10 protein-coding genes and 1 pseudogene are annotated in these 12369 nt (G+C 52.7%); 8 read left to right on the forward strand and 3 right to left on the reverse strand.

The genetic code is table 11. The features are described 5' to 3' along the window. Positions 1 to 113: 113 nt before the first annotated feature. The 3 genes from ACYVG7_RS20140 (at position 114) to rmf (ending at position 4045) form a co-directional block, all read left to right on the forward strand. Complete coding sequence (locus ACYVG7_RS20140; protein ID WP_460884891.1) at positions 114 to 2012, forward strand: ABC transporter ATP-binding protein; 1899 nt, start codon at positions 114 to 116, stop codon at positions 2010 to 2012. 8 nt (positions 2013 to 2020) lie between these two features. Then, positions 2021 to 3718 (forward strand): DUF3466 family protein, encoded by a 1698-nt coding sequence (locus ACYVG7_RS20145; protein ID WP_460884892.1) that lies wholly within the window; start codon positions 2021 to 2023, stop codon positions 3716 to 3718. A 144-nt stretch (positions 3719 to 3862) separates the two neighbouring features. After that, positions 3863 to 4045 (forward strand): ribosome modulation factor, encoded by a 183-nt coding sequence (rmf, locus tag ACYVG7_RS20150; protein ID WP_460884893.1) that lies wholly within the window; start codon positions 3863 to 3865, stop codon positions 4043 to 4045. 57 nt (positions 4046 to 4102) lie between these two features. Here the strand turns inward: rmf and fabA are convergent, their stop codons facing one another. Both fabA and ACYVG7_RS20160 read right to left on the reverse strand, forming a co-directional pair. Further along, complete coding sequence (gene fabA / locus ACYVG7_RS20155; protein ID WP_460884894.1) at positions 4103 to 4663, reverse strand: 3-hydroxyacyl-[acyl-carrier-protein] dehydratase FabA; 561 nt, start codon at positions 4661 to 4663, stop codon at positions 4103 to 4105. Between the two features lie 53 nt (positions 4664 to 4716). After that, positions 4717 to 6705: a Lon protease family protein gene (locus tag ACYVG7_RS20160; protein WP_460884895.1), complete on the reverse strand. Its 1989-nt coding sequence runs from the start codon at positions 6703 to 6705 to the stop codon at positions 4717 to 4719. Positions 6706 to 7073: 368 nt separating this feature from the next. Here ACYVG7_RS20160 and ACYVG7_RS20165 point away from each other — a divergent pair, with 368 nt between their 5' ends. Then, positions 7074 to 7196, forward strand: coding sequence for a hypothetical protein (locus ACYVG7_RS20165; protein WP_460884896.1), 123 nt, complete (start codon positions 7074 to 7076; stop codon positions 7194 to 7196). A gap of 391 nt (positions 7197 to 7587) precedes the next feature. Continuing rightward, the gene (locus ACYVG7_RS20170) at positions 7588 to 8352 is read left to right on the forward strand and encodes a TSUP family transporter (protein ID WP_460884897.1); all 765 of its coding nucleotides are present in this window, start codon (positions 7588 to 7590) and stop codon (positions 8350 to 8352) included. A gap of 8 nt (positions 8353 to 8360) precedes the next feature. On the opposite strand, the gene ACYVG7_RS20175 is transcribed toward ACYVG7_RS20170, so the two are convergent. Continuing rightward, positions 8361 to 8978, reverse strand: coding sequence for a DUF2441 domain-containing protein (locus tag ACYVG7_RS20175; protein WP_460884898.1), 618 nt, complete (start codon positions 8976 to 8978; stop codon positions 8361 to 8363). 469 nt (positions 8979 to 9447) lie between these two features. Between ACYVG7_RS20175 and ACYVG7_RS20180 the strand changes: the two genes are divergently transcribed. The 3 genes and pseudogenes from ACYVG7_RS20180 to ACYVG7_RS20190 all read left to right on the forward strand — a co-directional run. Beyond that, positions 9448 to 9894 carry a hypothetical protein gene (locus tag ACYVG7_RS20180; protein ID WP_460884899.1) on the forward strand — a complete coding sequence of 149 codons (447 nt, stop codon included), beginning with the start codon at positions 9448 to 9450 and terminating at the stop codon, positions 9892 to 9894. 257 nt (positions 9895 to 10151) lie between these two features. Next, on the forward strand, positions 10152 to 11969 hold the full coding sequence (secD, locus tag ACYVG7_RS20185; protein WP_460884900.1) for a protein translocase subunit SecD: 1818 nt from the start codon (positions 10152 to 10154) through the stop codon (positions 11967 to 11969). 2 nt (positions 11970 to 11971) lie between these two features. Continuing rightward, positions 11972 to 12235: pseudogene (locus ACYVG7_RS20190) on the forward strand (protein translocase subunit SecF); the annotation flags it as partial. Positions 12236 to 12369 lie beyond the last annotated feature (134 nt).

Here is a 12369-nt window from a genome sequence, read left to right on the forward strand (position 1 = left end):
GGGTACTCATTATTCTGGTTGGCTCGGTGGGTATATTTTTCGGGAGTGCGATCCTGGATCGACACTTCAGCCGTTCATGCTCGGTGAGCAAATTTTCGTAACGAGATGTAAACATGGCGATTTTTTCCCTGCATCAAGCTTATCTTTCCTACAGTGATGCGCCGCTGCTTGACCATATTGATTTGCAGATCGAGCCGGGTGAGCGCCTGTGTCTGGTTGGACGCAATGGTGCCGGTAAATCCACCCTGTTGAAAGTTATTGCTGGTGATCTGCCTCTGGATGATGGTCGCCGGATACATTTGCAGGATCTGCAGATCGCTCGCCTGGAGCAAGATCCGCCCCAGAGCTCTCAGGAAACTGTGTTTGATTATGTAGCCAATGGTCTGAGCGGTGTGGGTAACTTGCTGCAGCGCTATCACGTACAATCCATAGCCGTAGCCCATGACCCAAGCGAGCAGAACATCCGGGTTCTCAGTCGTCTGCAGGAGGAGCTGGATCACCTCAATGGCTGGCAGTTCGATATGCGGATCCGTCAGGTGTTGAGCATGCTGAAACTGGATCCTGAGGCGTCACTGCAGCAACTGTCGGGCGGTTGGTTGCGCAAGGTGGCCTTTGCTCGTGCGCTGGCTGGCGATCCAGATCTGTTGCTACTGGATGAACCGACCAACCATCTGGACATCGAAGCCATCGATTGGTTGGAGTCGTTCCTCAAAGAGTTTCGCGGTGCCATTGTCTTCATCAGCCATGATCGGGAATTTATCCATGCGCTGGCGACCCGGATTGTCGATCTGGACCGGGGCCAAGTCAGCTCCTGGCCCGGGAATTACGATCAATATCTGGAAGGCAAGGAAGAGGCGCTGCGCGTCGAGAGTCTGCAGCAAGCCGAATTTGACAAGAAGCTGGCCCAGGAAGAAACCTGGATCCGCCAAGGAATCAAGGCTCGCCGCACCCGCAACGAGGGCCGCGTCCGCGCGCTAAAGGCGTTACGCAATGAACGGCAAGCGCGGCGCGAAGTCCAGGGGACGGCCCGGTTGCAAGTCGATGAGGCGCAACGCTCGGGTAAATTGGTCTTTGAGGCCGAGCATCTGGGCTATGACATTGACGGTCGGACACTGATCCAGGACTTTACTTTCCAGGTGCTTCGCGGTGACAAGATTGCTCTGATTGGCCCCAATGGTTGCGGCAAGACGACGCTCATCAAGTTACTCCTGGGAGATCTGACCCCGCAGCGAGGAACCCTGCGTTGCGGAACCAAGCTGGATGTCGCCTATTTTGATCAATATCGGCAGCAGCTCGATCCGGACAAAACAGTGGTGGATAACTTGGCGGAGGGCCGGAGCGAAGTCGAGGTTGCCGGACGGCGTCGTCATGTCTTGGGCTATTTACAAGATTTCCTGTTTGAGCCGAAACGGGCATTAACTCCGGTGCGGGCCCTATCCGGCGGTGAAAAAAATCGGTTATTACTGGCCCGATTATTTCTCAAACCCTGTAATTTATTGATTCTTGATGAACCAACCAATGATTTGGATATCGAAACATTGGAACTGCTGGAAGATCTGCTGGCGGAGTATCAGGCAACCCTGTTGCTGGTGAGCCACGACCGCCGATTTATTGATAATACTGTTACCCACTCCTGGTTCTTTGAAGGGGATGGACGTATTACCGAGTATGTGGGAGGCTACGCCGATCTGCAGGCCTTGCGGCAGCAGATGAAGCCAACTGAACTCGTTAGCAAAGCCAGTAAAGAGCCGGAACCTGTTACTCCGGTTGCGAAAAAGAGCCGTAAAATGTCCTACAAGTTGCAGCTGGAGTTGGAAGCCTTACCGGCAAAACTCGAGGCTCTAGAGCAGAGGCTCACGGCATACCAAGAGCAGGTTAACTCGGCGGAATTTTTTACCCAAGATAGTGTACAGACTCAAAAAGTGTTGGCTGAACTCCAAGCCTGCGAAGATGAATTAGAAACAGCCTTCTTGCGTTGGGAAGAGCTGGAAGCGATGAAACAAGAGGATTGAGGCATTACATGAAAACCAAGCTGACTCTGCTGGCAACACTCTCCATCTTGTCTTGTGCCTCTCATGCGGCAGAGACCCCGTTTTATCAGATTACCGAGATTGCCGGCGATAAGGCCGGTAACTATGGGCCCTGGCCAACGGCTATGGCTGCGGACAAGACAGTCGCCATGCAGGCGGCCACCAATGATTGGTTCCAGTACTACAACATGGCGCCTATGGCTATGGATCTGGCGGATCGGTTTCGCTACAACATCGATTGTAATAGCTTAATGGCTTCTGATGTCTGCGATGGTTTCTGGAGCGGGGCGAGCACCCGGGCTAAAGATTGGCGCAAAGATACCGTCACCTACGTTGCGCAGAATGAAAGTTTACTGAATGGCAGCAGCCGGACGGAGCAAGATGGCATCATCAAACAGCTTGGTTCTAGTGCCGATTATTTTGTTGGCTACAAAGTGGCCAGCGCGGCCACCAATGGCTACTACTTCGAGCGCCAGGCGTTTGCCCATCTGGGAGGTAATGATATCGATCTGCTGCCGCCAACAACCTTCACGGATGTCGGCGGTTTCAGCAGTGCCAATGCTCTCCTGAAACTGAGTGATGACAGCTATCTGGTCGGTGGTACAGCGAATACCAGCGTCAAGGGGCCGGACTCTTCCTTAGCCTATTGCTATAACGGCGATACGTCGCAAAATAGTGATCTTAATCGCTGTCCGGGTTTTAATACCCAGGCAGCCTTGTGGCTGACAACTCCTGATGCCACCTCTGCGACCGCGGCCTTGGCCAGCAACTATTATCACCATGACTCCGGCTTGTTAGAGACCGCTGCTGTGCTTGGTCTTACCGAAAAGGAAGATGGCTCCTATCTGGCGGTTGGTTATTCTTCAACTGACAAGGTCGGCAGCAGTGTTACTTCGGGTCGGAATGCGGCTGTGACTTGGCCGGTTACCATAGTGGATGGGCAGCCCGTCTTTGGCACCTTAGCCGCCATTCCGTTGCCGAAAGATGCGCCCGGTGAAGGGGATGAAGTGCTGTCCAATACCTGGGCGGTGGCAGCTAATGCGCAAGGGGTTGTCATTGGTAATCAGAAGTTCTCTCAAGCCAAATCCCGGAATAAGCCGGTCGAAATGTTTGTGTATGACTCGACCACTAATACCACCACGATTCCTTTTGAGAATAAACCCAATCCCGCGGCCAACTCCGAAGCGGCAGCAATTAATAGTTTGGGGCAGGTGGTTGGCTGGCAGGATGAACGGAACGAAACTCAACCGGTTTATAACGGTAGTCCGCGTTTGCAAGAGGCTTTCCTGTATAACGTCGGGACAAAAAATAGCTGGCGTTTTAACGATTTGATTTGTGCAACAGTCGATGGTGCCGCTAGTTGTGCCCAAAACGGTAAGTACTACTATATCGTGTATGCGTCAGCGGTGCATGATGATGGTACTGTGGCAGCCACCGCTTATAGTTATGACAGCTACGCTGATTGGGCGGCGCGTCAGAATGCTACTGTGGTTCCGGTATTGCTGACACCGAATACCACCTTTGGTAGCGATAACGATGTTCCTTCCGACTATGTGGTTACCAATGCGTTGCCTGCCAGTGATTTAGGGCAGGATAATGGTGGTGGCTCCATTCCGCTCTGGTTGTTGGCGGTATTGCCCTTACTGGCTTGGTCGCGGAAACTGAAATCCTACAAAAAAATGTCATGATTAATTAATCAATTAGCAATATTGAGTCGAGTCATGTCGCATTTCAGCTGCATCAACGATTGACCTCTTCGCCAACTTGGCTAACGATAAGGACGACAGGGTTCGCGACTGTCGTCTTTTTTCAAGTGGAAAAGAGGATTTAGCATGATGAAAAGACAAAAACGAGATCGTTTGGATAGAGCGCGTGCTAAGGGCTATCAAGCTGGTATCGCAGGGCGTTCCAAAGAAGGTTGCCCCTACCAGTGTATCGATGCCAGGGGATACTGGCTGGGCGGTTGGCGCGACGCGATGGATGATCGCGGCGTAAGTGTAATCTCTGCTAAATAACACGGAATTCAATGAAAAAGGCCCATCAGGGCCTTTTTCACATTCAGAGGCAAGGACTCAGAATGAGGAGGTATCGGTAAACAGTCCGACTTTCAGATCGCTAGCGCTGTAGATGGGACGACCATCGACTTCAACGACGCCATCGGCGATCCCCATGATGAGCTTGCGCCAGATCAGGCGTTTCATCTGGATTTTGTAGGTGACTTTCTTTGCGGTTGGCACGATCTGACCAGTAAATTTCACTTCACCGACACCCAGTGCGCGTCCCTTACCTGGGCCGCCTTTCCAACCCAGGAAGAAGCCGACCAGTTGCCACATGGCATCTAGCCCCAAGCAACCGGGCATCACAGGATCGCCTGGAAAATGGCAGTCAAAAAACCACAGATCCGGCGTGATATCCAGCTCCGCAATGATTTCGCCTTTGTCAAATAAGCCGCCGACGGCGCTGATTTTGGCGATGCGATCCATCATCAGCATATTGGGGGCGGGTAACTGGCTGTTGCCCGGACCAAAAAGCTCGCCGCGACTACAGGCTAACAATTCGTCACGAGAAAATGAATTCTTGCCTTGGTCGCACAATGAAGGCGGCAGTTCAATTACGGATTTGGTATCCAACACACTGTATATCCTATGTGATTAACGCTAGCACTAATTTAGCGAACAGGTGTTCGCTAAACAACTCCGATCACTTGTCCAAAGCGTCGAAACAGGAGGCTGAGCACACCTCGCCGACGCTGGGTACCGTTTAACTCATCCAGTCGAGCTCTAATGCGGCCGTATAGTGTCTCTTCGTCATCGATATCACCTGCCTGATAGCCGGTGAGCAACTGGATCGCTTCATCGACATGACTGACAGGGTAGATATGAAACTCACCATTCTCGACCGCGGCGATAACCTCATCTGACAGTACCAATTGCAATTGATTGGTCGCCGGAATGATGACGCCTTGCTTACCATTGAAACCATGGATCCGGCAGACCCGGAAAAAACCTTCAATCTTTTCATTCAGGCCGCCGACGGGTTGTACATTGCCAAACTGGTCGACAGCACCTGTGACGGCAAAATGTTGATAGATGGGTTGCTGGGCCAGTGCTGAAAGCAGGGCACAGAGTCCGGTTAAGGAAGCACTGTCACCATCAATCTCATGGTAAGACTGCTCAAACACCAGATTAGCAGAAAGCGGTGACGGATTTTCGGCGCCAAATTGGGTGGAGAGATAACCATGGATAATCATCATCGCCTTGGCATGAATGTGGCCCGCTAATTCAGCTTTACGCTCGATATCCGCGACATCACCATCGCCCATATGTACAGTTGCGGTGAGCCGGACCGGCTCGCCGAAGTCATAGGGATGGCCCATGATTTCGATCACCGACAAGCCGTTGATCTGGCCGATCACCTCGCCCTCGGTTTGCAGCAGGATCTGACCATCGACTACACCCTGATCCGATTGCTCCACAATGTAGTTCAGTCGATATTCCTGCTCTGCCAAAGCGGCCTGGACATGGCTCTTGCTGACCACATCACTTTGTTCCTCTCGAGCCACGCTATCGGCTAAACGCATCAGCGCGCCCAACTGGGTTTCGGCAATGGAGAGGATCTGCTGGTGTTCGCAGAGTCGACAAGCAAAGCGGCTCAAGACCTCGATGGCTTGGCGATCAAAATCCAGCAGCTCATCGCTCTGGCGAATGCCACTGAGCAGACCGAGGAACAACTCATAATTGTCTTCCAAGGGCAATTCAGAGATCAGATCGGTTCGCAGGAAAATGCGTTCCGATATCTCCCGATCCAGCAGGTTAAATTCTGCGGAGGTGAGCCGATCGCCAACCAGAATCAATTTAACATTGAGCGGAGAGGGCTCGGGAATGAAGAAGGGTGTTGTGGTTGCTGCGTCGCTTGGCGTGCTCCAGTCCAGAAATCCGGTCTCTAGTGCGTTGCGCAATTTGAACCAGAGTTCCGGTTGATCCATTAACTCTTCCAACGGCAGGATGAGAAAGCCGCCATTAGCCTCACGCAACAAACCAGCTTCCAGCAGGTGATGATGGCTATAAACAGTTCCCTGTTCAGTCTGGTAGTTCACGGCACCGAACAGACTGGGCCAGCTTAAGTCACGCCCATAGATCACCGGAGGGGTCTCGGTTTCATGGTGAATAAGCAAATTGATCAGGATCGGATGAATAAAACTACCGCCCTGTGCAACGTGAGCGGCCAGCTCGCCCAGATAGTCAGCGATCTTTTGATCCTGATCTTGCTTGCGCAGGATCTTGGTGACGACCGCTTCTGCATCCAGGTGCAGATTGAGAAGTCGTAGCAATTCTCCGATCAGCTCACAGAATTCGATACCACTGCCCGGTTTAAGTTTGAGCCATAGCGGGCGGTAGGGATTTTGCAGATTTTCGGCATAGCAGAGATCGAACAGTTGAGTGTTATCTGGTGAGCACTCATCGATCAGATCCATCACTGTCTGTTCGTAATCGACCCCGGGGAACCCGCTCAACAGCAAGGTTTGACAGCCGCGGCGCATACTGATCAGACGGTTAATCGCAGAAGCGGCTCGAGGTTGCGCTTCGGCAAAACGCAGTGGCTCAATCTGAGTCAAGCGTTCATGTTGAAGTGCCGGAAAATGAGGGAGCAGGCTTTCTGATTTTAATTCAATCACTTATTTGATCTATGCCGATGAATATTTGCTGCTAATTATAACTCAAGGGGGGAATGGAAGGCAGGGGCTAGGGCCAGGATTCGTTTTTTTATTCGTCATTGGTGTGCATAATTGTAAAATCGTAACAATATTTCCAGACTGTAATTAAATAACAATAAAACGGTGCCATTCTGTACTGGTTGGCTGCAATGGGGTCCATTTATGTTGCTACAGGTAAAAATATAACGGAAAAACAATCACAACGGCTGGACAAAAGTGTGACGGCGATCAACAATACTTCTACTTGCTGAGTGTCACCCAGTGACGTGATTTCACACGGACCGTGTTTTTCGAAACTCAAATTCGAAAGCGATAGGAAGGAGAGCATCATGGGTATTCTTGATTTGAAAATGACCGTTTTGCAGCAAAGAGAATTGAATAAAGCGCGCCGCATCATTCAGCGCGCGTTTGGTAATCGTAGAGCCTCTTATCATTACGAGTATCTGGATTGAAACCTGTTTCCTTATGTTGTTGTTTTCCTTAGATAGTTCACCTCCACCCCTGAGGTGTCTTATCGACGGGTCTTGTTGTAACTGATCATTGATCAGCGATTTTCGGGCAACCATTTTGGGTTGCCTTTTTTTATGCCGATGAAAAAGCTGCTGCCAGCATGACCTTGATGATTTGGCCTATCCGTACCTGGTAAAGGAAAACAGCCCCTTCTGGGCAAATTTCATGGCTTGAAGAACGACAGCACTGCTGCGACAAAGCGCCCGCTGGGGTATGTTATTGGGCTGTCGTTTCGTATCCCGCCACTTGCCGCGTCCATGTGTCTATTTCCCGCTCTGTGAGGGCAGTCAATCGAGGTGGGTGTTTGTCTGATCTGGTTATCAAGGAATCTAAATGGAATTTGAACTAAGTACCCTGCTGTTGTTGGCCTTGAGTGGCTTATGCGCTGGCTTCATCGATGCGATTGCCGGTGGTGGCGGTTTGATCACCCTGCCAGCGTTATTGGCTGCAGGTCTGCCGCCCGCTCAGGCCTTGGGTACCAATAAGCTGCAGAGTAGTTTCGGCAGTTTTTCTGCCACCTGGTATTTTGCGCGCCGTGGTTACATTGACTTCTCATCGATCAAGTTAACCGTCGTCTTGACTTTCATCGGCAGTGCGTTGGGCACTATTTTGGTCCAGCAGATTGATGCCAGCGCCTTGGGCCGGGTGCTGCCGTTCTTGCTGATGGGATTCGCACTCTATTTTCTACTTTCCCCTCGAGTGGGCGATAAAGATTCTCATCGACGTCTGGGGATCCATGCCTTTGCTGGCACTGTTGGGCTTGGGGTCGGTTTTTACGACGGTTTTTTTGGCCCCGGAACGGGCTCTTTTTTTGCCATCGCCTTCGTAGCGCTGGCCGGTTTTAATATTGCCAAGGCGACCGCGCACAGCAAATTACTGAATTTCACCTCTAATCTGGCTTCCTTGCTGTTCTTTGCCTTGGGCGGGAAATTGGTCTGGAGTGTCGGTCTGTGCATGGCGTTGGGACAATTTATCGGTGCTCGCTTGGGCTCTCGGATGGTGATCAAGCAAGGTGGCAAAATTATCCGCCCCCTGATTGTCATCATGTCGCTGGCGATCTCGACCAAGTTATTGGGGCAACAATATGGTTGGTGGTAAACCCGTCGTCATAGCTCGTCGGGGGAGTTGTATTCGCCGACTACATCGATGATGCCTTCGAAGAGCACCTCCTGATCCTGGGCCTTGATGCCATCGCTACCGGTCCAGTATTCGAATGCGCGGGCGCGAATATCATTGTGCCGATAGGTATCGGCCAGCAGGTGGCGTTGATCGGCGATGTACAAAGAGCCGGTCAGATTCAGCTTTAATAGTTTCTGATTACCTGGATTGAGTGTCTTCCACCAAAAATCGACGGCATCACGGGTACAGACCCAGATACAGGTTTTGCGTGACGGTAAATGGGGAAAGTAGTTACTACGAACCTCCTCGAATATCTCTTCACGGATAAAAATCGACTGACTCTTGGTCGCTTCGCGGGCGGCCTTGAGCAGACTCAATGCTTCCAAACGCTGGTAGTCGATACTGCTGGCGAAGAATTTGTCCAGCGCCTGGCAGAAGGGCAGATCTTCGATGCCGTCGTCGTAGAATAAACCCTGCTCATTGAAATGGTCGTAAAACAGGTTATTGCGTTTTTGAACCCAGTTGATGCGACGCCCAACCTGCCACATGGGCGTATATTGCCCCAGCCGGTGAATGTGAAAATATTCTGCGTTTTTGGCTTCCATTCGCGCTCGGGGTCCTTGATTCGGCGGGCTTAGGGGCATCTCCATGCCCGTAACGTGTGCGGCAGATGCTACTTGATATCAGGCGATTCCATCCTGATTTTATCAACCACGACAAGAGGATACGGGGCGGCGCGCTTTTTTCACACGACAGGGGTCAAGAAAGTAAAAACAGGGTTGGATGACGTTCAGGAAGCGTTAACTGGATACCGATTTGGATGCTTGTTGCGCAAGGCTGCGAGCGCACTTTGTGTGAGCGGATGCTGCTTTTTGCGGCCCGAGTCGGCGGTAAAGCCAGGGCTCGTCAACTGGATAGAGGATTGCCTAGCCAAGAGTCGGGCGGTATGTCTGGTCATGCTCTGCGGGTTTGACCCTGTCGTGGCGGTTATGGTACGGTCGCGCTGTTTGTTACGGGAGATGAAGTGGCTTGTTAGTGCCTCGGTGGGTAAAATGGTCGATTGCTGCATGCATCATGCTGCTCGGCGTTTTATTAGCAGATAGTTATTCTGCGGTTGATGGCTACCTGCTCAACACCGTTTCATGGTCGCAGGGCGTCTCTCAACCTCAGGAGATTCAGGGATGGCAGAATGCGACTCCCTCTGATGGGGTGAAAACCATCTCTGCTGGACACCAGGCTCAACGCCAGGTTAGTCCCGAACCTGACGGCGTGGTGACCTCGCAACATGCCGGATTACGCACCGAACATATGCAGCGCCTGCGCGAGGATCAGCCCTTGATCCCCTATGTGTTACTTTGTGAATGGTCGATGCAACTGGTCTGGCTGCTGTTGAGTGGCTTGGCGCTTTGCTTGCCCCTGCTGTACAAAAAACATGCCTTGCGAGATCGGTTTGGTCAGTTGACCTCCCGCTTCTGGAACCCGAAACATCTGCAATACCGCTTCTGCCACACCGCCGGTTGATCTCGTTGCTTTGCGGCGCGATTGAATTCGTCTATCAACCTGGTACCCAATGTTTAGGTTCAGCCTACTCTGCACACGACCGCATCCGGTATGTGGCCGCAGTACATCGAACCGAGCGCTAGCACTGTATTAACACCCGTCGCTAGTGGGTACAAATAGTTGCCTGAGTGTCATCGCCTGCCTGTATTGAATTGACGCCGCCGAGTAGCGCTCGGCTGTCTGCGTCACGACTTATCGTCTTCACATGGAATGACACCATGAAATTCAAACCATCAGAACGCGCTCGCCTCAATCGCATGAGCAAGTGGCAATATGCCTTGCTGCTCTTGATGCTGGTGACCTTCAGTTTTTATTCGTTACCGACTTTTTTCGGTGAACAACCGGCATTGGGTCTGCATGGCGCAGGGGCCTGGACCCCGGCACAACAGCAACGGCTGGCATCACAGGGATTAGAGCCCGAGAAAATTATTAGCAGCGCCGACAAGGTACAGCTGGTGTTCAGTAGCCAGGATCAACAGCAGCGCGCCAAACCCCTGCTCGAACCCCAGTTGCCAAAGGACAGCAGCATCACACTGGAATTTCATGCTAACGCCCCAACCTGGTTACAGAGTTTGGGGGCGGCACCGATCAAGCTGGGTTTGGACTTGCGGGGCGGCTCGCAACTGCTGATTGGCGTGGATAGCGAATTCATCATCGAGGCCCAGACTCGCAATCTGCTGGACACCCTGCGCACGCAATTTCGCGAAGCCAAGCTGCGGGGGACCACACTGAGCCGGGTGCAGGCCGGCCAAGTCCGGATCGTCATTCCGGAGGCCATGGACCCGGCGCCTTGGCTGGCGATAGTCAAGCTGCATAGTGGTGGCCAAGCGGAAGCCTGGAGCCTGCAGCGCAACGGCAATGTATGGACCCTGAGCCTGACCGAGGCGGAGCGCAATCTGCTGATCAATAACGGGGTGACGCAAAATCTGGCGATTTTGAAAAAGCGCATCAACGAACTGGGTATTACCGAAGCCTCGGTGCAACGCCAGGGACAGGAGGGGATCCGCATCGAGCTGCCAGGGGTCCATAACCCTAAACAGGCGAAGGAGGTGATTGGTGCTACCGCCTCATTGGCGTTTCACCCAGCCCGCGTTGGCGAGGCAAGCAGTGGGTTTGTACTGAATGATCGGCAAGGCCGATCAGTGCCCATGGTGCGGCAACCGGTACTCAGCGGTGAGCATATCGTCGATGCCCGCGCCGGCATGGATGAAATGGGCAAGCCTCAGGTCAGCATCACGCTGGATCGCCTGGGTGGCGCCAAGATGAGTCAGTTCAGCCGCGGCAATGTCGGACAGTCCATGGGCACCGTCTTCACCGAGTACAAGAGTGAAGCGGGGGGGCCACTGCGGGCGCGCAGTGATGTGATCAATGTGGCGACTATCCAGACGGCGCTGGGCAATCAATTCCGCATCACAGGGCTGGATAATTTACCGGCAGCGCAAGAGTTGGCCATGTTGTTGCGGGCAGGGGCTCTGACCGCGCCGTTGAAGATCCTCGAAGAACGCTCCATTGGTCCGACTCTGGGGATGCAAAATATTGAAGCCGGTTTTAGCGCCCTGCTGTTTGGCATGGCCGGCATGATGCTGTTCATGCTGCTGTGGTATCGCAAATTTGGCTGGGTGGCGATCGTTGGATTGGTGGCTAATTTGCTGATGCAGATGGGGTTATTGGCCTTGCTGCCGGGAGCTGTGCTGACACTGCCCGGGATTGCCGGTCTGGTACTGACGGTCGGTATGGCGGTGGATACCAATGTGTTGATATTCGAACGGATCCATGATCGGTTGCGAGAGGGGGGGAGTCTGGCCAATGCTATCGACTTTGGTTATCGCTCGGCGTTCAGCACCATCTTTGACGCCAACATCACCACCCTGATCAGTGCCGTGGTTCTGTACGCCATTGGTTCCGGTCCGCTACAGGGTTTCTCCATCACCCTGATCCTGGGTTTGCTCTCCAGCATGATCACGGGCATCTGGGGCACCCGCGCCATCATCAATCCAATCTGGGGTCAGAGCACCCGTAAACTGTTGAGGGTCTAAGCATGTTGAATTTTATGGTGCAGTTGGGATTAACCCGCTGGCGTTACATTGGTCTGGTTCTCTCCGCAGTGCTGACGCTCGCTTGCGTCTATATCCTGTTCACCCGTGGTTTGCATTTGGGGCTGGATTTTACCGGCGGTATCTTGTTGGAGTTGAAGATCCAGACCCTCAAGAGCAGCGCCGAACTCAATGCCATGCTCTCAGCCGAGTTGGCTGCTCTCATCGAGTTACAACCGGCAGGAGTGCCTGGTGAGTGGCTGATCAAGTGTAAGCGCCGCTAAATCGGCCTACTTGCCTTCGTTGTATTGCGCCACTTCTTTTGCAATGGGCTCCAGCGGGACGTTCCAGGGCAGCAGGGCTTCGAGTTTTTCTAGGGTATCGGCCTCGCCGATCTGCGCCA

It is taken from the genome of Pseudaeromonas pectinilytica (assembly GCF_054780855.1).

Coding starts and splice junctions, on each gene's coding strand:
- ACYVG7_RS20140 (WP_460884891.1), top strand. CDS start 114: ATGGCGATTTTTTCCCTGCATCAAGCTTATCTTTCCTACAGTGATGCG.
- ACYVG7_RS20145 (WP_460884892.1), top strand. CDS start 2,021: ATGAAAACCAAGCTGACTCTGCTGGCAACACTCTCCATCTTGTCTTGT.
- rmf (WP_460884893.1), top strand. CDS start 3,863: ATGATGAAAAGACAAAAACGAGATCGTTTGGATAGAGCGCGTGCTAAG.
- ACYVG7_RS20165 (WP_460884896.1), top strand. CDS start 7,074: ATGGGTATTCTTGATTTGAAAATGACCGTTTTGCAGCAAAGAGAATTG.
- ACYVG7_RS20170 (WP_460884897.1), top strand. CDS start 7,588: ATGGAATTTGAACTAAGTACCCTGCTGTTGTTGGCCTTGAGTGGCTTA.
- ACYVG7_RS20175 (WP_460884898.1), bottom strand. CDS start 8,978: ATGGAAGCCAAAAACGCAGAATATTTTCACATTCACCGGCTGGGGCAA.
- ACYVG7_RS20180 (WP_460884899.1), top strand. CDS start 9,448: ATGCTGCTCGGCGTTTTATTAGCAGATAGTTATTCTGCGGTTGATGGC.
- secD (WP_460884900.1), top strand. CDS start 10,152: ATGAAATTCAAACCATCAGAACGCGCTCGCCTCAATCGCATGAGCAAG.